This is a genomic window from Actinomadura sp. 1N219, from assembly GCF_044326405.1.
Lineage (GTDB): Bacteria > Actinomycetota > Actinomycetes > Streptosporangiales > Streptosporangiaceae > Spirillospora.
This window is the reverse complement of the sequence record NZ_JBIRAY010000001.1, coordinates 1705397-1724187: the sequence shown is the minus strand read 5'-3', so window position 1 is coordinate 1724187 and position 18791 is coordinate 1705397. Positions and strand designations below refer to the sequence as shown.

18 protein-coding genes are annotated in these 18791 nt (G+C 72.0%); 4 read left to right on the top strand and 14 right to left on the bottom strand.

Annotated features, from left to right (window positions below):
• Window positions 1-18: 18 nt before the first annotated feature.
• Genes ACH35V_RS08030 through ACH35V_RS08020 form a run of 3 tightly spaced genes read right to left on the bottom strand, consistent with a single transcriptional unit; the run spans window position 19 to window position 3569 of the window.
• Complete coding sequence (locus ACH35V_RS08030) at window positions 19-1038, bottom strand: 2Fe-2S iron-sulfur cluster-binding protein (RefSeq protein WP_395970967.1); 1020 nt, start codon at window positions 1036-1038, stop codon at window positions 19-21.
• A complete protein-coding gene (locus tag ACH35V_RS08025; protein WP_395970966.1) occupies window positions 1035-2699 on the bottom strand; it encodes an FAD-binding protein in 1665 nt (554 codons plus the stop codon). Before ACH35V_RS08025 ends, ACH35V_RS08030 begins: the two co-directional genes overlap by 4 nt.
• Before the next feature lie 3 nt (window positions 2700-2702).
• Window positions 2703-3569 (bottom strand): alpha/beta fold hydrolase, encoded by an 867-nt coding sequence (locus ACH35V_RS08020; RefSeq protein WP_395970965.1) that lies wholly within the window; start codon window positions 3567-3569, stop codon window positions 2703-2705.
• Between the two features lie 229 nt (window positions 3570-3798).
• On the opposite strand from ACH35V_RS08020, the gene ACH35V_RS08015 reads away from it, so the two are divergent.
• The gene (locus tag ACH35V_RS08015) at window positions 3799-4392 is read left to right on the top strand and encodes a flavin reductase family protein (protein WP_395970964.1); all 594 of its coding nucleotides are present in this window, start codon (window positions 3799-3801) and stop codon (window positions 4390-4392) included.
• A 55-nt stretch (window positions 4393-4447) separates the two neighbouring features.
• Here the strand turns inward: ACH35V_RS08015 and ACH35V_RS08010 are convergent, their stop codons facing one another.
• Complete coding sequence (locus tag ACH35V_RS08010; protein ID WP_395970963.1) at window positions 4448-5377, bottom strand: IclR family transcriptional regulator; 930 nt, start codon at window positions 5375-5377, stop codon at window positions 4448-4450.
• A gap of 177 nt (window positions 5378-5554) precedes the next feature.
• On the opposite strand from ACH35V_RS08010, the gene ACH35V_RS08005 reads away from it, so the two are divergent.
• The gene (locus ACH35V_RS08005; protein ID WP_395970962.1) at window positions 5555-6430 is read left to right on the top strand and encodes a TIGR03619 family F420-dependent LLM class oxidoreductase; all 876 of its coding nucleotides are present in this window, start codon (window positions 5555-5557) and stop codon (window positions 6428-6430) included.
• On the top strand, window positions 6427-6945 hold the full coding sequence (locus ACH35V_RS08000; protein ID WP_395970961.1) for a nuclear transport factor 2 family protein: 519 nt from the start codon (window positions 6427-6429) through the stop codon (window positions 6943-6945). The genes ACH35V_RS08005 and ACH35V_RS08000 overlap by 4 nt, the downstream gene beginning before the upstream one ends.
• On the opposite strand, the gene ACH35V_RS07995 is transcribed toward ACH35V_RS08000, so the two are convergent.
• From ACH35V_RS07995 to ACH35V_RS07950, 10 genes are all read right to left on the bottom strand, one after another.
• Window positions 6942-7739, bottom strand: coding sequence for a maleylpyruvate isomerase family mycothiol-dependent enzyme (locus ACH35V_RS07995; protein ID WP_395970960.1), 798 nt, complete (start codon window positions 7737-7739; stop codon window positions 6942-6944). The genes ACH35V_RS08000 and ACH35V_RS07995 overlap by 4 nt on opposite strands.
• A 100-nt stretch (window positions 7740-7839) precedes the next feature.
• Window positions 7840-8025 (bottom strand): hypothetical protein, encoded by a 186-nt coding sequence (locus ACH35V_RS07990; RefSeq protein WP_395970959.1) that lies wholly within the window; start codon window positions 8023-8025, stop codon window positions 7840-7842.
• 96 nt (window positions 8026-8121) lie between these two features.
• A complete protein-coding gene (locus ACH35V_RS07985; RefSeq protein ID WP_395970958.1) occupies window positions 8122-8916 on the bottom strand; it encodes an acetate uptake transporter family protein in 795 nt (264 codons plus the stop codon).
• 205 nt (window positions 8917-9121) lie between these two features.
• The gene (locus ACH35V_RS07980) at window positions 9122-9625 is read right to left on the bottom strand and encodes an STAS domain-containing protein (protein ID WP_395970957.1); all 504 of its coding nucleotides are present in this window, start codon (window positions 9623-9625) and stop codon (window positions 9122-9124) included.
• A gap of 137 nt (window positions 9626-9762) precedes the next feature.
• Window positions 9763-11463: an L-lactate permease gene (locus ACH35V_RS07975; RefSeq protein WP_395970956.1), complete on the bottom strand. Its 1701-nt coding sequence runs from the start codon at window positions 11461-11463 to the stop codon at window positions 9763-9765.
• 5 nt (window positions 11464-11468) lie between these two features.
• Window positions 11469-13526: a xanthine dehydrogenase family protein molybdopterin-binding subunit gene (locus tag ACH35V_RS07970; RefSeq protein WP_395970955.1), complete on the bottom strand. Its 2058-nt coding sequence runs from the start codon at window positions 13524-13526 to the stop codon at window positions 11469-11471.
• Window positions 13523-14578, bottom strand: coding sequence for an FAD binding domain-containing protein (locus ACH35V_RS07965; protein ID WP_395970954.1), 1056 nt, complete (start codon window positions 14576-14578; stop codon window positions 13523-13525). Before ACH35V_RS07965 ends, ACH35V_RS07970 begins: the two co-directional genes overlap by 4 nt.
• Window positions 14575-15132: a 2Fe-2S iron-sulfur cluster-binding protein gene (locus ACH35V_RS07960; RefSeq protein WP_395970953.1), complete on the bottom strand. Its 558-nt coding sequence runs from the start codon at window positions 15130-15132 to the stop codon at window positions 14575-14577. Before ACH35V_RS07960 ends, ACH35V_RS07965 begins: the two co-directional genes overlap by 4 nt.
• A 31-nt stretch (window positions 15133-15163) precedes the next feature.
• Complete coding sequence (locus tag ACH35V_RS07955; RefSeq protein WP_395970952.1) at window positions 15164-16057, bottom strand: aldolase; 894 nt, start codon at window positions 16055-16057, stop codon at window positions 15164-15166.
• Window positions 16058-16067: 10 nt separating this feature from the next.
• Window positions 16068-16469 (bottom strand): phage holin family protein, encoded by a 402-nt coding sequence (locus ACH35V_RS07950; RefSeq protein WP_395970951.1) that lies wholly within the window; start codon window positions 16467-16469, stop codon window positions 16068-16070.
• A gap of 135 nt (window positions 16470-16604) precedes the next feature.
• Here ACH35V_RS07950 and ACH35V_RS07945 point away from each other — a divergent pair, with 135 nt between their 5' ends.
• Window positions 16605-18752, top strand: a complete 2148-nt coding sequence (locus tag ACH35V_RS07945) for a germacradienol/geosmin synthase (RefSeq protein ID WP_395970950.1) — start codon at window positions 16605-16607, stop codon at window positions 18750-18752.
• The last annotated feature ends 39 nt before the right edge of the window (window positions 18753-18791 follow it).

Genomic DNA, 18791 nt, shown 5'->3' with positions numbered 1-18791 from the left:
GTCTCCCGTGGTGTGTCGTCAGCCGTCGTAGGTGATCTTCAGCCGGTCGGTGACCGGCCTCGCCTGACAGGCGAGGATGAGGCCCTCGGCGAGGTCCTGCCCGTCGAGGACCGCGTTGGCGTCCAGGGTCACCTCGCCCTCCAGCGCCACGCAGGCGCAGGCCGAGCAGTTCCCCTCCCGGCAGGAGAACGGGGCGTCCACCCCGGCGCGCAGCAGGGCGTCGAGGAGCCGTTCGGACTTGGGCCAGGGCACCGTCCGCGTCTCGCCGTCCATCTCGACCTCGATCTCGCCGACCTCCCCGCCGGCGGCGAGATCGTCGGGGGCTTCGGGTTCCTCGAACGGGTCGTTCTCCAGGGAGAAGAAGCGCTCGACGTGCACCCGCATCCCGAGATCGGTGAACGTGTCGGTGACGAGGTCCATGAAGATTTCGGGGCCGCAGACGAACGCCTGCCGTCCCGTGTAGGGGTGGGCGAGCGAGCGGACGGTGGCGGGCGTCGGCAGCCCCTGCACCGACTCCAAGAGGTGGACGACCGTCAGGCGGTCGGGGTGCGCCTCCGTCAGGGCGCGGAGTTCTTCGGCGAAGATCACCGATCGTTCGTCCCGGTTGGCGTAGAGGAGGGCGACCCTGCCCGTCCCGCCCGCCAGGCACGACTTGAGGATCGACATGACCGGGGTGATGCCGCTGCCGCCCGCGACGAGCAGCAGGTCGTCGTCCAGCGACGACGGCGTGAACGTCCCGGCCGGGCGCAGCACCTCCAGCACGTCGCCCGCCGTGACGTTGTCGCAGATCCAGTTGGATCCGAGACCGCCGTCCACCCGCTTCACCGTCACCTTGAGGCGGTCGTCGGTGAGCGGCGAGCTGCACAGCGAGTAGCAGCGCGCCGCCCAGCCGTCCTCGGCCGGGACCCTGACGGTGAGGAACTGCCCGGGACGGTAGGAGAACCGGTCCCGGTCGCCCTCGGCGGGTTCGAGGACGAGCGAGTGCGCGTCCGCCGTCTCGCGGACGACGTCGACCACCCGCGCCTTCAAAGTCGTCATGGCCGCTCCATCGCTGCGGCCGCGTGGCGCGCCGCGATGTAGCCGAACACGATGGACGGGCCGATCGTCGCGCCGGGCCCCGCGTACTCGTTGCCCATCACCGACGCGGACGCGTTGCCCGTCACGTACAGGCCGTCGATGACCGTCCCGTCCTCGCGCAGGACGCGGGCGTGCTCGTCCGACACGAGCCCGCCCTTGGTGCCGAGGTCGCCGACCTCCAGCCGGAACGCGTAGTACGGCGCGGTGTCGAGGACGTCCAGGTTCGGGTTCTTCAGGTTCGGGTCGCCGTAGTAGCGGTCGTAGGCGGAGTCGCCGCGGCCGAAGTCGGGGTCCTTGCCCGCGCGGGCGTGCCCGTTGAACGTCCGGACGGTCTCGACCAGCGCGGCCGCCGGGACGCCGATCTTCCCCGCGAGGTCCGCGAGCGTGCCCGCCTTGACGGCGATGCCCGCGTCGTAGAACTCCTTCGGGATCGGGGCGCCGGGCAGGATCTGCGCGAACGGGTAGCGGGCGCGGGCCTTGGCGTCCATCACGAACCAGGCCGGGACGTGACCGCCCGCGAGCTGGTCGTGGACGAAGTTGACGTACGGGGCCGCCTCGTTGGTGAAGCGCGTCCCGTCCTGCGACACGATGACCTGCCGGGGGATGGCGCGCTCGGACACCAGCGGGATCGTCGCCCCGGCCGGGTGCCGGACGGCGGGCATCCACCAGGCGTCGTCCATCAGGTCCAGCGCCGCGCCGAGGCTCTCACCTGCGCGGATGCCGTCGCCGGTGTTCTCGCGGGCGCCCATCGCGAAGTCCTCCTGGCCGCCCTTGGGGAGGTACCTGTCGCGCATCTCCTGGTTGTGGTCGAAGCCGCCCGTCGCGAGGAGGACGCCCTTCCGGCCGCGGATGCGCACCGTCGTGCCATCGCGTTTCGCGGCGACGATTCCGGTGACACGGCCTGTCGCCTCGTCGGTGACGATTTCGGTCATGCTCGTCTTGAGCCAGAGCGGGATATCGGCGTCCTTGAGCGCCATCCGCATCCGGGCGACGAGCGCCCGCCCGCCGGTCGCCATGTGACGGCGCCGGACCACGTTGGACGACACGCGCCACGCCGCCACCAGCGACGCCCGCCGCCCCGCCCACGTGCGCTTGGCCATCGCGAGGTCGTGGTAGTCCTTGCTGGTGATCCAGAGGCCGAGCGGGCCCTTCATGCTGTTCGGCCGCTGATGCTTCTCGTCCTCGCCGAGCTCTCGGGTGTCGAACGGCTCGGCCTCGATGGACCGGCCCTGCGGACGGCCGCCGTCCAGCTCGGGGTGGTAGTCGGCGTACCCCTTCGTCCAGAAGAACCGCATCCACCTGCTCTTGCAGATCAGCTCCATCGCGGCGGGCCCGTTGTCGACGAACGCGTCGAGCCGGGCGGCCGGGACGCGTCCCTCGGTGAGCAGGTCCAGGTAGCGGCGGATCGACTCGCGGGTGTCGTCGTGGCCGCGCGCCTTCAGCACCGGGTTGTTCGGGATCCAGATGCCGCCGCCCGAGATGCCGGTGGAGCCGCCGAACTTCGAGCCCTTCTCCACGACCAGCACGCTCATCCCGGCGTCGTGGGCGGTCAGCGCGGCCGTCATCCCGCCGCCTCCGCTGCCCACGACGACCAGGTCGTACTCGTGGTCCCATGCGGCCATAGGTCAGTCGTCCTTCATGGTCAAGAACGCGAGAACGGCGCTCTCCCAGGCGGACTTCTGCTCGATCATCACCCAGTGCCCGCAGTTCGGGAAGATGCTGACCTGGACGTCGGGGATCGTCCGCATCGGGACGAGGGCCATGTCGACGGGGCTGACGCGGTCGTCCCGTCCCCACGTGATCAGGGTCTTGGCCTTGAGCTTGTGGAGCATCGCCCAGTAGGGCGGCTCGTCCGACCTGGCCATCGCCTTCGCGCGGGCCGCCATCGCCTTCGACCCGTACATGCGGCGAGCGCTGGCGAGCGTGTCGGGGTCGGTGGCCTGCCGCCAGCGCTCCTCGATCAGCTCCTCGGTGACGAGCCTCGGGTCGTACACCATCGAGTGCAGCCACCGGATCAGGCGCTCGCGGGTCGGGTCGTCGGTGAACTCCATCAGCAGCTTGATGCCCTCGCCGGGACCGGGGCTGAAGACGTTCCGCCCGATGCCGCCGATCGTGACCAGGCGGCGGACGCGGTCCGGGTGCGCCAGCGCGACCTGCGTGCCGACGATCCCGCCCATCGAGTTGCCGATCACGTCGGCCTGGCCGAGGTTCAGGCCGTCCAGGAACCGGACGGCGGCGCCCCCGGCGGCCGTCATCGGATGCTCGTCGGTCGGGTCGCTGACGCCGAAGCCGGGGAACTCCAGGACCAAGCACCGGAAGTGCTCGGCGAACCGCGCGAGGTTGCCGCGGAAGTTGCGCCACCCGGTGACGCCCGGACCCGAGCCGTGCAGCATCAGCAGCGGCGGGCCCTCGCCGGCCTCGTGGTAGCGCAGGACGCCCTGGTCGGTGGCGAGCTCGCGCAGTGTCGACTCGTAGGTCAACTCCGTGGGCATGATCTCTCAGTCCTCCGAGGGGTGGCTTGCCCGGAACGTAATCGGCCCGGACGCAAGGTCGTCCCGCCCATCCCGATCAGCGGGACGTCCGTCCGGCGGCGGCCCGGTGGAGCCCGGTCCGCGCCCGCTTCCACTCATCGGGATCGCTGGGCGCCCCTTGACCGATGCCGCTTCAGCATCCCTTGTTAGAAAAGAAGAGGATGCCGCTATGAGCCCCCGAGGTGAACAGATGCCAGCCGAGCCAGCGCTCACCGAAGACTCCGGAGCCGGGCCCGGGACCGCCCCGGACCCGGCGGAGTTCCGGACGGCCATGGCGGAGTTCGCCACCGGCGTCACCGTGGTCACGGCCCTCGACGGCGGCGAGCCCGTCGGCTTCGCCTGCCAGTCGTTCGCGTCGGTGTCGCTGGAGCCCCCGCTGATCCTGTTCTGCGCGGACCGCCGCGGCCGTTCGTGGCCGCGGATCAGGGCGACCGGACGGTTCTGCGTGAACGTGCTGGCCGAGGAGCAGCGGGACCTGTGCGAGCGGTTCGGGTCGAGCCGGGGCGCGAAGTTCGAGGGCCTGGAGTGGGACGTGTCGCCCTGGGGCACTCCCGCTCTGCGGGACGTCCTGCTCTGCGTGCACGCCGCCGTCCACGACGTGCACGAGGCCGGCGACCACGAGATCGTGGTCGGGCGGGTGCTCGGCATCGAGCGGCACGACGTCCGGGACGGCGCCTGGCGGCGTCCCATGGTGTTCTTCCGCAGCCGGTTCGGCATCAACGAGCCCGACGCGCCGATCGCCCCCGACCCGTGGGGCATCGGCGACCGGTGGGGCTGGGGCTGACAACGGGGCCGGACGTGGCCGGGGCCGGGTCCGGCCGCCGTGCCCGGCCGGCGCCTCACATCCAGTCGCCTCGCCCGTCCACGGCGAGGAGGCGGTTCATCGTCTCCGGCGACCAGGTCGACTCCCGGGCCGTCCCGGCGGTCCCGCTCCGGCGGGCGCGGGCGGGCGCCCGCCCGCCGCCGCGGGTTCCGGGCGCCGAGCCGGGGAACAGGGTCTGCGACGCCTCGCGGGCCGCGGTGACGACCAGCGGCGCGACGTTCTCCAGCGGCGCGCGGATGTCGCCGACCAGGGAGATCCCGGCGACGGGCCCCTCGGCGCCGCGGATCGCGGCCGCGACGCACGCGATGCCCGGGTAGGACTCGCCGCGCTCGAACGCCAGGCCGCGGCGCTGCCGGACGCGGTGCAGCTCCTGGTGGAGGGTGCCGAGCTCGCCGATGGTCCGGTTGGTGAACCGGGTGATCTCGTGGCCGAGCAGCGCGTCCACCTGCTCGGGCTCCAGCCACGCCAGCATCGCCTTGCCGAGCGCGGTGCAGTGCGCGGGGGCGCGCCCGCCGACCCGGGACGGCACGGACGCGGCGAGCCGCCCGCCGAGCTTGTCCAGGTAGTAGATCTCGGGGCCGTCCAGGACGGCGAGGTGCGCGACGAGCCCGGTGGTGACCTGCAGCTCGTGCAGCAGCGGCGCGGCGGCCTCGCGGATCTTGCCGTGGCCGCCGTCCCGGCCGCCGAGGCCGAGGGCGCGCCGGCCGAGGCCGTAGCCGAACGAGTGGTGCGCGAGCCAGCGCTGCCGGACGAGCTGGTCCAGGATCCGGTGCGCGGTGGAGCGCGGCAGCCCGGTGCGGCGCGCCACGTCCTCCAGGGTCAGCCGGGCGGACGGGCCGTTGAAGGCGTCCAGGATCAGGGTCATCCGCTCGATCATGGACGGCGGCGACTCCCGCCGCGCCGACGCCGCCGGATCCGCCGCCTCCACCGTCATGACCTCGGTCATCGCACCTCCCGGAGCCCGACTGAAATGAATTCTTGTTATCTGGAATCTAGCAACCGCTTGGTCCCTTGGGAAGGGGGCGAGTAAGGCAAGGTCAGCCGAGTCTGCGCGGCATCGCCCGGCCCCTGGACAGCCTCCGAAGGCGTGATAGAACGTTTTTCTACGACGAGGGGAGCATCGATGCGTGTCGGCATCGTCACGCCGGTGGTGGCGCAGCCGCCGCCCGGCGCCGCCGCGTGGGAGCGGGACGCGGAGATCGAGGACGTCGCCCGGATCGCCGAGACCGCCGACCGGCTCGGCTACCACCACCTCACCTGCAGCGAGCACGTCGCCGTCCCCGCCGGGGCGGCCGAGCAGCGCGGCGGCGTGTACTGGGACCCGCTCGCCACGTTCGGCTACCTCGCCGCGCGGACGTCCCGCATCCGGCTCGCCACCCAGGTCCTGGTGCTCGGCTACCACCATCCGCTCGCGATCGCCAAGCGGTACGGGACGCTCGACCGCGTCAGCGGCGGGCGGCTCACGCTCGGGCTCGGCGTCGGCAGCCTGGAGGAGGAGTTCGACCTGCTCGGCGCCCCGTTCGGCGGGCGTGGCGAGCGGGCCGACGACGCCGTCGCGGCGCTCCGCGCGTCCCTGTCGCGGCGGATGCCCGAGTACCACGGCGCGCACTACGACTTCTCCGGGCTGGTGGTGGAGCCGCATGCCGTCCAGGCGCGGGTCCCGCTGTGGATCGGCGGCCGGACGGGCCGCTCGCTGCGCCGCGCGCTGACCGCCGACGGCTGGGTCCCGTTCGGCCTGCCGCTCGGGACGCTCGCCGAGATGCTCGCGTCCTGCGACCTTCCGGCCGGGTTCGACGTGGTGCTGGGGCCGTCCCGCCCGCTGGACCCGGGCGGCGACCCGGACGCCGCCGGGGCCGCCCTGGCCCGGCTGCGCGAAGCGGGCGCGACGATCGCGGGCGTGCGGCTCGTGTCCTCGTCGCCCGCGCACTACCGCGAGCAACTCGCCGCCCTCCGCGAACTCGCCGGGCCTTACGAGCTGACCTTTGAGGAGAAGCGGTGACCGATCTCGAAACCCGCGTGAACGCGCTGGAGGAGCGGCTGCGCCTCCTGGAGGACGAGCGGGCGATCACCCGGCTGATCCTGTCGTACGGGCCGCTGGTCGACAGCGGCTGCGCCGGCGACGTCGCCGCGCTCTGGGACGAGGACGGCGTCTACGACGTCGACGAGATCCTGATGTCCGGACGGGCGGAGATCGACGCGATGGTCCGCTCCGCCGGGCATCAGGGCTGGATCGGCGGCGGCTGCGCGCATTTCGTCGGGCCGCCGCACGTCACCGTCGCCGCCTCCGGCGACGAGGCCACCGCGCTCGGCTACACCCTCATGATCATCAACGGTCCGGACGGGTTCGCGCTGCGGCGCGCCACGGCGAACCGCTGGCGGCTCCGGCGCACCCCGTCCGGGTGGAGCGTCACGAACCGGACGAGCCGCGTCCTGGACGGCCGCGACGAGTCCCCCGAGCTCCTGGCCGCCCACTTCCCGGGGGCCGTGCGGCATCGTCCGCCGCGCGCGGGCTAGGGCATGATCGCCATGTTGGCGAGGACCCTCCCGGCCAGCTCCTTGTCCCCGTCGATCTGAACGGCGGCGTCGTCGGGGGTGCAGCGTCCGGCGGTGAGGCGCACGTAGGTCTCCAGGTCCATGGCGAGCTCGGCGGTCGGGTCGTCCGGCTCGGCCCACTGGCCGCGCCGGTCCCCGTCCACGCGGACGGCCACGCGGAAGTCGGGCGGGCCGGAGATCGCGAACGCGACGGACTGGCCCGGCTCCGCCTTCCCCGGCCGGGCGACGATGCGGCGCAGGGCGACGCTCAGCAGCTCCCAGAAGCAGCGCGCGGCCGGCGCGTCGAGGTTGCCGGGACGGCCGACCGCGCGGCGGATGTCCTGCTCGTGCGTCCAGCAGTCCATCGCGCGGAACTTCATCAGGCGGCTGTAGGAGCCTTCGCGTCCGTCCGGGCACATCACGACGCGGTCGGGGTCGAGGCCGGGGAGCTGGGCCAGGCGGCGCTCCAGCGCGTCCGCGAGCTGCGCGGCGACGACCGGGCCCGGCACCGGGCGGCGCACGTGGATCGCGGCCTCCAGCCACCGGCCGAAGTCGTTGCGGACGTGCTCGAACTCGGGGACCTCGATCTCGGGCTCCGGCTCGCCCAGCAGGCCGAGCTCGACGCCGACGAGATGGGAGACCTGGTCCTTGACCGTCCAGCCGGGGCATTCGGTCGGCAGCCGCCAGTCGGCGTCGGCGAGCGTCGCGGCGAGCGCGAGCGTGGACCGGATCGTCTGCTCGTAGGCGGCGGTGTTGGTGCGCATCGGCTCGTTCATGTCAGCCCTCCGTCGGCTCCCGAGCCTACGATGCGCCCCTATACGTCTGGAACGTGGCAATCACGTCTGGAACGCGTACGTCTGGAACGCGGCAGACGCCTCAGAGGTGTTCGGTGCGGAGGTGGTGGTGGAGGGCCGAGAGTTCGAGGTGGGGCTGGTGGCAGCGCACGCAGGCCCACACGCCGCTGGGCACGCTGTAGCCGTGCGCCGCGGCGTCGTCGCGCGCGCAGAGCAGGTGGTAGGTCTGGACGAGGCGCCGCCACGTCCGCCGGACGGCCGTTGACATTCCCGCTCCCCTCCGAGCCGGGTCGTTCTGGATCGGCCCAGGATAAGGCAACGGGAATGTCAAGGCGAAACGCCGGAGATCAGCGAACTCGCGCGCTCACTGGCCGATCTTCACTCCGGGCTCGCCGTGCCGGTACTCCAGCGGCCGGGTCCCGCGGCGTCCGGCCACGTTGGCGCTCCGGGCGCGCATCTTGAAGGTGGGCAGGATCGTCCGGCCGAAGGTGTTCTCGAACATCATCGCGGCCGCCGCGTACAGGGCGATGACCGCGGCCGCGACCAGCAGCCAGCCGCCGACGTCCAGCGCCCAGCCGGACGGCGTCCAGAAGCCGGCCGCGGTGAACCCGGCGCCCGCGGCGGCGACCGCCAGCAGCAGCGCCATGACGAGGTTCGCGCCGAGCGCGGCGAGCGCGCCCAGCGCGGTGACCACCGCCAGGATGATCCACCAGAACGCGAAGCCCTCGCTGGCGGCGCCCAGGACCGGCGCCTGCTCCACCGGGTACGCGCCCATGCCGACCAGCATGAACAGCAGGCCGAAGCCGATCCAGAACGCGCCCCACATGCCGTGCATCGCGGTGGCCAGGCCGTCGCGCGCCCGGTAGGCCCACATGCCCGCCAGGAGCTGGGCGATGCCGCCGAACGTCAGCAGGAGCGGCCACATCACCAGCGGGGTGCCGGCGTCGCCGTACCAGCCGACCTGCCAGGCCCCGAACATCCCGGCCGCGCCGGCGAACGCGAACAGCCCGAGGATGGACGGGGCCGCGACGGGCTGGAGGGAAATGCGGGTCCGGTCCTCCCACAGCGCGTGCTCGCCGGGGATGTCGGCGCCCCTGCCCGGGGCCGCCGCCGCGGCGCCCTGTGCCGGCGCCGCCGCTTCGGCGCGCTCGTCGGCCATGGGCGCTTCCGCACGCTCTCTACGCCTTGCCATGAGATCCCCCTCTGGAATAGGAGAGAGCTATAAAGGGCCCCTAACCGTGGTTTTGAGGGTCAAACTGCCCCAGAACGGATACTCACTGACATCTCGGGTATTGCCGGGGTCGTTTGCCGCGCGCGGGGGCGGACATGGCGCGTTGATTAACGACCGCGAGTTCCCGAAGTGCTCAGGCGCGGGGGCGGCAGTGGATCTGCAGGCCGGGGGTCGTGCTCCACCCGATCGTCTGGAACAGCTTGTCGATATGCGGGGAGACCGCGTGCAGGACGAGCATCCGCCCGTTCTCGTCCAGGTCGCGCGCGGCGAGGTTGAAGGCGCGCAGCCCCGCGACGTCGACGAAGTCGACATCGGTCAGGTCGACGTGGACGTCACCGGGCGAGCGGCCGCCCGCGGCCTCGAGCGCGCGCGTCAGGTCCCCGGCGTTCGACACGTCGATCTCGCCGCTCAGCACGAGCCGCGCCGCCGCCGTCGAGGCGGTGATGTGCAGCAGCGCGGTGTCGAGCTCGACGATGCCGTCGCCGCTCCCGGAGCCGCCCCGGGGGTCGCCCCGCGAGCCGCCTCTGGAACCGCCTCCGGGGCCGGTCCCGGAGCCGGGCTCGGAACCGGAGCCGGGGGACGCCCGCTCGCCCGACTCGACGCCGTCCTCACCGTCGGTGATCCGCCAGACCGTCATCCGCTCCTCGCCTTAGGACCGGGGGCGCCGCTTCGTGTGCGGTCCCGTATATCCCAGGCTCTCATCTGTCGGCGCCTTCTGGCCCCAACAGGGCGGGAAAACAACGATCGGGAACGATTTCCTTGGCGGGACGTCCGTCACGGCACCATCCAGCCGAGGACGCCGGTCGATTGCAACCCGGACAGAACGCACATCCCGGTGAGGAATAGGAGGCTCCACAGGATGACGCGGCGGAAGACGTCGCCCTCGCGCCCGTCCAGGCCGACGGCGGCCGCCGCGATCGCGAGGTTCTGCGGGGACACCATCTTCCCGAGGACGCCGCCGGAGCTGTTCGTCGCCGCCATCAGCACCGGCGACAGGTCGGCCTTCCCGGCCGCGGTCACCTGCAGCGCGCCGAACAGCGAGTTCGACGACGTGTCCGAGCCGGTGACGGCGGTGCCGAGCCAGCCGAGGATCGGGGACAGCAGCGCGAACGCCCCGCCCGCCCCGGCCATCCACGTGCCGAGCGTGACCGTCTGGCCGGACGCGTTCATCACGAACGCCAGCCCCAGCACCGCCATCACCGTGATGATCGCCCACCGGAGCTGGACGAGGGTCGTCCAGTACGCGCGCACGGCCCGGCCGGGGCCGGCGCGGAGCGCGGCCATCGTGAGCAGCCCGGCGACCAGCATCTGCGTGCCCGGCGTGGTCAGGTAGTTGAGGGTGAACGTGGGCAGGGACAGCGCTTCGCCGTCCGGGCCGGCGAGGTCCAGGCCGGGCCAGGAGAACGTCGCCGTGGCCTTGTCGAGGACGTCCTTGACCGGGCCGAGCTGGCAGCCGACGAAGACCGCGATGATGATCGCGTACGGGGCGTAGGCCCGGACGATCTCGGCGCGCGAGTCCGTGACCGGGGCGACCCGCCGGTCCCCCTCGACACGACCGCCCTCGACGCTGCCGCTCTCGACACGGCCGCCCTCGACGCGGGCGGCGAACTCGGGGGTGGGCTCGTCGGCGGCGCCGCCCGCGACCGGGGCGGGGACGGGAGGCGCTTCCGGGCGCAGCCGGACGGCGAGGACGACCGCGGCGGCCGACACCAGCGACGCGACCACGTCCGCGAGCGGCACCGAGACGAAGTTCGCGGTCACGTACTGCGCGGCCCCGAACGAGGCGCCGCACAGCAGCGCGACCGGCCACGTCTCGCGGAGGCCGCGCCGCCCGTCCACGATGGCGACGAGGACGAGCGGGACGAACACCGCGAGGATCGGGGTCTGCCGCCCCACCATCGCGCCGAGCGTGTCGCTGGACTCGCCGGTGACCTTGCCGAGCGTGAGGATCGGCGTCGCCATCGCGCCGAACGCGACCGGCGCGGTGTTGGCGGTGAGCGCGAGGACGGCGGCCTTCAGCGGCTGGAAGCCGAGCGCGATCAGCATCACGGACGTGACCGCGACCGGCGTCCCGAACCCGGCGAGCGCTTCCAGCAGCGCGCCGAACGAGAACGCGATCAGCACGGCCTGCAGCCTCTGATCGTCGCTGACCTGCGCGAACGTGCGGCGTAGCACGTCGAAATGGCCGGTGGTGACGGTGATGTTGTAGAGCCACAGGGCGTTGATGACGATCCACAGGATCGGGAAGAAGCCGAAGGCCGCGCCTTCCGTCCCGGCCAGGAACGCCTGATCGGCGGGCATGCCGTACGCCCAGATCGCGACGGCAAGGGAGACGGCAAGCGCGATGAGGGAGGCCGTCCAGGCGCGCATGCGGACGCCCCCGAGCAGGACGAACAGCACCGCCAGCGGCAGCGCGGCGACGAGTGAGCTCCAGCCGAGCGAGCCGGCGACGGGATCGAGGACCTGCCGGTACACGGGGGTCAGAGGTCCTGGAGGAGCCTGGCCGGGGTGATGGGCAGGCGGCGGACGCGGATCCCGGTCGCGTGGTGGACGGCGTTGCCGATCGCCGCGGCCGCGCCGACGATGCCGATCTCGCCGATGCCCTTGGAGCCCATCGGGTTCAGGTGCGGGTCGGACTCCTCCACCCACGCCGCGTCGATGTCGCGGACGTCGGCGCACGCCGGGACGTGGTACTGCGCGAGGTCCCGGTTGAGGAAGTCGCCGAACTCCTCGTCCATGACGCTCTCCTCCAGCAGCGCCATCCCGACGCCCATCGTCATGCCGCCGATGAACTGGGAGCGGGCCGTCGTCGGGTTGATGATCCGCCCGGCGGCGAAGACGCCGAGCATCCGGCGGACGCGGACCTCGCCGGTGTCGGCGTCCACCTCCACCTCGGCGAACTGCGCGCCGAACGCGTGCCGGGCGTACTCCTCGCGCGCCTTGAGCTCCGCCGTGGTGTCGGCTTCGGCCTCCAGTCCCTCCGGCGGGACGGCGCCGTTCAGTTTCCCGCGCAGGGCTTCGCAGGCGCGGACGACGGCCGTCCCCCAGCCCGCCGTCCCGGACGAGCCGCCCGCGACGGACGCCCTGGGGAACGCGCTGTCGCCCAGCTCGACCGTCACGTCGCCGAGGTTCGCCTTCAGCGTCTCGGCCGCGATCAGGGTGAGGGCAGTGCGAGCGCCTGTGCCGATGTCGGCGGCGGCGATCCGGACGGTGAACGTCCCGTCCGGCTCGGCGCGGGCGGTCGCGCGGTTGGGGCTCATGTAGGCGGGATAGGTGGACGCGGCGACGCCCGTGCCGATGAGCTTGCGGCCCTCCCAGCGGACGCCTGTCGCGGGGTCGCGTCCGGCCCAGCCGAAGCGGTCGGCGCCCTCCTTCAGGCACGCGACGAGGTTGCGGGAGCTGAACGGCAGGCCGCTCTCCGGCTCCCGGTCGGTGTCGTTGCGGATGCGCAGCTCTATCGGGTCGATGCCGGTGGCGACGGCCAACTCGTCCATGACGGATTCGAGCGCGTACATGCCGGGCGTCTCGCCTGGGGCGCGCATCCAGGACGGTGTGGGGACGTCCAGGGCGACCAGACGGTGCGACGTCTTCCGGTGGGGCGCCTGGTACATGACGCGGGTCGGCGTAGCGGTCTGCTCGGCGAACTCCTTGACGGTGGACGTCTGCTCCACCACTTCGTGGAGGATCGCGTTCAGGCGTCCGTCGGTGTCCGCGCCGAGCCTGAAACGCTGGATCGTCGGCGTCCGGTAGCCGGTCGTCGCGTACATCTGCTGGCGCGGGACGGCGAACTTGACGGGACGTCCCACGGCGCCTGCGGCCATCGCAGCCAGGACGACGTTCGGCTTAGGGATTCCCTTGGAGCCGAACCCACCGCCGACGTGCGGGGCCATGACCCGCACATGCGACGGCTCCAGACCGAATGTCTTAGCGAGCATGCTTTGGACGGTCGACGCACCCTGGGTGGAGTCGTAGAGCGTGAGGTGTCCGTGCTCGTCCCAGAGGGCGAGAGTGGCGTGCGGCTCCATCGGATTGTTGTGCTCGGCGGGCGTCGTGTAGGTGACGTCCACGCGAACTGCTGAATTGTTGAACACTTCCTCTGGCTCGCCCTGCTCGGTGTCAGCGGGAAAGACCGGATTCACCTTGCCGGGCTGGTAGAGGCCGGGATGGTCGGTGCGCAGCCGCACGTCCGGCGCCTCCGACGCGTACTCGACACGGACGAGACGGGCCGCTTCCCGAGCGGTTTCGAGCGTCTCGCCGACCACGGCCGCGACGAACTGGCCGCGGTAGGAGACCGTCCGGGACTGGAACAAGGCCAGTTCGCCGTCCGGCGGATCGCTGAGCTTCGGCGCGTTCTCGCACGACAGGACGGCGAGCACACCGGGAAGCGCCATCGCCGCCTCGGTGTCGACGGCGATGATCTCACCGCGTCCGACGCTCGCCTGGACGGCCGCCGCGTACGCGACGTTCTCGGCCGGGTACTCGAACGCGTAACGCGCCGCTCCCGTGACCTTCTCACGGCTCTCCAGCCGTTCGGTCATGACGTCCTCCCCCGTCCCAGCTCGTCCTCTCCGGCCCCTCCGGCCAGCTCGGTCAGCGTCCGGACGATCAGGTTGCGCGCGAGCGGCACCTTGTAGGCGTTGTCGCGCAGCGGTTCGGCTGCGTCCAGTTCGGCCTCGGCGGCGCGCAGGAACGACTCCCGCGTCGCGGGCCGCCCGCGCAGCGCCTCTTCGGCGAACCAGGCCCGCCACGGCTTGTGCGCCACACCGCCCAGCGCCAGCCGGACGTCCCGCACGGAGCCGCCGTCCACGTCCCTGTCCACGTCCCTGTCCACGTCCCTGTCCACGTCCCTGTCCACTTCCAGGGCCGCCGCTATCGACACCAGCGCGAACGCGAACGACGCCCGTTCCCTGACCTTGCGGTAGCGGGACGGCATGCCGAGCGGTGGAACCTCGACCGCCGTGACAAGGTCGCCCGGTTCCAGGACGGTGTCACGCTCCGGCTCGTTGTCGGGCAACCGGTGGAACTCGTCAATCGGGATGGTCCTCTCCCCGGCGCGCCCTAGGACGTGCACTGACGCGTCCAGCGCCGACAGCGCCACCGCCATGTCGGACGGGTGCGTCGCCACGCACGCCTCCGAATGACCCAGGATCGCCAGGTTGTGGTGCTCGCCCTCGCGTGCCGGGCACCCGCTGCCAGGGTTCCGCTTGTTGCACGGCTTGGCGGCGTCCTGGAAGTAGGAGCAGCGTGTGCGTTGCAGAAGGTTGCCGCCGACGGTCGCCAGGTTGCGTATCTGCCCGGACGCCCCCGCCAGGACGGCCTGCGCCAGCATGGGATGCCCTGCACGCACCGTCCGGTCTGCGGCCAGCGCGCTGTTGCTCACGGCCGCACCGATGAGGAGCCCGCCGTCCGGAGTCAGCTGGATCTCGTCGTACGGGAGGTGCGCGACGTCCACGAGCCTGGCCGGTGTTTCCACGCCGAGCCGCATCAGGTCCACGAGGTTGGTTCCGCCGCCGAGGTAGTGGGTCTCGCCGTCGTGTCGCGTTAGGGCGTCTTCGGCGCTGGTAGCGCGCTCGTAGGTGAAGGGCCTCATGCCTCCGCCGCCTCCTTCGCCGCCTTCTTGCGGCGCGCCACGTCCCTCAGCGCCGCGACGATGCCGACGTAGGCGCCGCACCGGCACAGGTTGCCGCTCATCCGCTCGCGTATCTCGTCGTCGTCCAGGACGGGGTCGGAACCAAGGTCACTGGTAACGGCACTGGGCCAGCCTTGCCCGGCCTCGTCCAGCATCCCTGTCGCAGAGCAGAGCTGACCGGGAGTGCAGTACCCGCACTGGAACGCGTCCTGCTCGATGAACGCCTCCTGGACGGGACTGAGCTGCCCGTCCTGTGCGAGCCCTTCGACCGTGACGATGTCCGCTCCGTCGTGCGCGACGGCTAGCGCGAGGCACCCGTTCGCGCGGCGTCCGCCTATGAGGATGGTGCACGCGCCGCACTGCCCGTGGTCGCAGCCCTTCTTCGAGCCCGTCAACCCGAGGTTCTCGCGCAGCACGTCCAGGAGGGACGCGCGGGTATCGACGCTTAGCCGGTGCTCACGTCCGTTCACGACAAGGGTGATGTCGGCGTGTACCGGGGTGGATTCGCTGTCCATGATTCCGGGCCTACCCTCGATCGACGGCTGTTCACAGGAGTGCGGCGGCGGCGTCCACGGCGGCTTTGACGTCGCCGTCCGGCGGGTACAGCAGGGACCGCCCGGCGACGAGGCCCCTGACGCCCGGGATCCGCAGCGCGCGCCGCCAGCCGTCCAGCGCCTCACGGGGATCGCCGCCGGCATCGGCGCCCAGCGCCAGGACCGGCAGCGTCGTCGCCGCCACCACCCGCTCCATCTCCGGGACGACCGGCGCCTTCAGCCACGTGTACGCCGACGTGACGCCGAGCCCCGCCGCGACCGACACCGCCCGGATCATCGCCTCCGGCGTCACCAGGTCCCGGACGCGCCCCTCCACGCGGTGCGCGACGAGCGGCTCCACCAGCGCCATCAGCCCGCGCCGCGCGAGCGCCGAAACCGCGCCCGCGCACGCCTCCAGCGTCCGGACGGTCGCCGGGTCGGAGTCGTCGATGCGGAACCGCAGCTTGCCGCCGTCCAGCCGGGACGCGGCGATCGCCTCGGCGTCGTAGGCGGTGAACCGGTCGTCGATCTCGAACGCCGTCCCGGCGAGGCCGCCCCGGTTCATCGACCCGATCGCGAGCCGTCCGTCCAGGGCGCCGAGCAGCAGGAGGTCTTCGAGGACGTCGGGGGTGCCGACGACGCCGTCCACGCCGGGGCGGTCGAGCGCGGCGCAGAGCCGGTCGAGCAGCTCGCGCCGGTCGGCCGCCGCCGTCAGGTCGCCGCCGACGCCGAGCGCGCCCCGCGCCGGCTGGTCCGCCGCGATGATCATCAGCCGGCCGGACGCGCCGGGCGGCCCCGTCCGGCGCCCGCGCGCCGCCGCGGCCTCCGCGATCGCCTCGGGGCGCGCGGCCCGCACGTCACCGAGTTCGCTGATGCGCACGCCGCCGCGTCCGCTGACGTCCGTCATGGGCTGTCGATCACGCCTGCCGGTCAGGCGCGGCCTGACGGTCGGAGTCGGTGATGATCTCCACGACCTGCCGGGCCGTCTCGGTCGGCAGCGGGGACGGCAGGCCCTTCCACCTGCGGGACGCCGCCATAGCCGCCGCACCCGCCCCGCCCCCGTACACGGCCGCCGCGACGAACGACGCCAGCTCCGGCGGCAGCTTCCTCTCCAGCAGCAGCACGTTCATCCGGTAGGTGGCGGCAGTCGCCAGCACACCGAAAGCCCCCGCGACGGCGCCGAGCCGCAGCGCGGGCACGCGCTGCCTCGCCTTCTCCAGCATCTCCTCCTGCGCGGCGTCGACCACCCGCCGGACGAGCAAGAGGTTCTGCTCCAGCGAGTCGTCGCCGACCTCCGCGGGCTCGTACGACTCCGTCATGACCCCGCCTTACCCGTGAGCGTGCGGGAGAACCGGGAGAGCAATATGTCACCGTCGGTAACTTTGCGGGTGCTGTAGGTTGCCGACCGGGTCCTTCTGGGCCCGTCCCGGACGCCGCGAGAGAGAGGCCGGCCGATGCAACCGTTCGAGCTGCCCGACTTCTACGTCCCGTACCCGGCCCGGCTCAACCCGCACCTGGAGGGCGCGCGGACGCACACGATGGCGTGGGCGCGCGAGATGCGGATGCTGGACGACCACCGCGACCCCGGCACCCCCGACATCTGGGACGAGGCCAAACTCCGATCCGCCGACTACCCGCTGCTGTGCGCCTACACCCACCCCGACTGCGACGGCCCCGAACTCGACCTCATCACCGACTGGTACGTCTGGGTGTTCTACTTCGACGACCATTTCCTTGAGGTCTTCAAGAAGACGCAGGACCAGCCGGGCGCGAAGGCGTACCTCGACCGGCTTCCCCTGTTCATGTCGCTCGACCCGCCGGAGCCGACGAACGCCGTCGAGCGCGGGCTCGCCGACCTGTGGGCGCGGACCGTCCCGGCGAAGTCGGACGCGTGGCGCCGCCGGTTCTCCGAGAGCACCCTGAACCTGCTCCGCGAATCGCTGTGGGAGCTGTCCAACATCAGCACCGGACGCGTCCCGAACCCGGTCGAGTACGTCGAGATGCGCCGCAAGGTCGGCGGCGCGCCGTGGTCGGCCGACCTGGCGGAGCACGCGGCGGGCGTCGAGGTCCCCTGGCGCGTGGTGCGGACGCGGCCGCTGCGCGTCCTCAAGGACACGTTCTCGGACGCCGTCCATCTGCGGAACGACATCTTCTCCTACCAGCGCGAAACCGAGTCCGAAGGCGAGATCAACAATTCCGTCCTGGTGATGGAGCGGTTCCTGGGCGTCGCCCCGCAGGTCGCCGCCGACACCGTCAACGACCTGCTGACGTCCCGGCTCCGCCAGTTCGAGAACACGACCCTCACCGAATTGCCGCAGCTCTTCGAGGACTACGCCCTCGACCCGGTCGAGCGGGCGAACGTCTCGGTGTACGTGAAGGCGCTCCAGGATTGGCAGTCCGGCTGCCACGAATGGCACACGCGCTCCGGCCGCTACATGAACAAGAAGTCGCTGGGCATGTCCGCGGCCCGCATTCCCGCCCTGCTCCGGTCGGCGCGGATCAGCATTCCGCACGTCCCGTACCAGAAGGTGGGGCCGACGCCGCTGCCCGACTTCGACATCCCCTATCAGGCGCGCGTCAACCCGCACCGCGCGAGCGCCGGGGCGAACACCATCGCCTGGTGCCGCGACCTGGGAATGTTCGACCCGCAACCGCGCCTTCCCGACCCGATCTGGAACGAGGAACTGCTCACCGGAATGGCGCTGGAGATCTGCGCCGCGTCCCTCGACCCGGACGCGGGCCCGGAGGCCCTCGACCTCGCGACCCAGTGGCTGGCCTGCGGCACCTACGGCGACGACTACTTCCCCGCCGTCTTCAACCGCGACCGCGACATGGCCGGGGCGAAGCACTTCAACGCGCGCGTCCCCGCGTTCATGCCGCTCGACTGCGGCGACACCCCCGAACCCGAGAACCCCTTCGAAGCCGGGCTGGCCGACCTGTGGCGACGGACCGCCACGCCCATGAACGAGGCCGGACGCCGCGAATTCCGCGCCGCCGTCGAGCACATGGTCGAAAGCTGGGTCTGGGAACTGAACAACCACGTCCAGTCGCGCATCCCCGACCCCGTCGACTACATCGAGATGCGCCGCCACACCTTCGGCTCCGAAATGACGATGAGCCTCTCCCGGATCGAGCACGCCCACGAGATCCCCGCCGAGGTCTTCAAGACCCGCACCCTCCGCGAGATCGACGCCTCCGTGATGGACGTCGCCTGCCTCATGAACGACTGCTTCTCCTACCAGAAGGAGATCGAGTACGAGGGCGAGCTCAACAACGGCGTCCTCGCCGTGCAGAACTTCTTCGGCTGCGGGCGCGACGAGGCGCTGCCCATCGTGAACGACCTCATCGGTTCCCGCCGCCGCCAGTTCGAATACCTCGCCGAGCACGAGCTCCCGGCCCTGGCCGACGAAATGGACCTCGACGACACCGCCCGCGCCGCGCTCGACGCCTATCTCGGCGAACTCCGCGACTGGATGGCCGGAATCCTCAAATGGCACCGGGAATGCGACCGCTACGACGAGCGGGCGCAGCCGCCGGGCGTCCCCGAACCCGCCGGCCTCGGCACCTCCGCGTTCCGCCTGTACGCCCGCTCGGGCCGCTGACCGACGCCGGCTCGGGCCGCTTACAACGCCCGCTCGGGC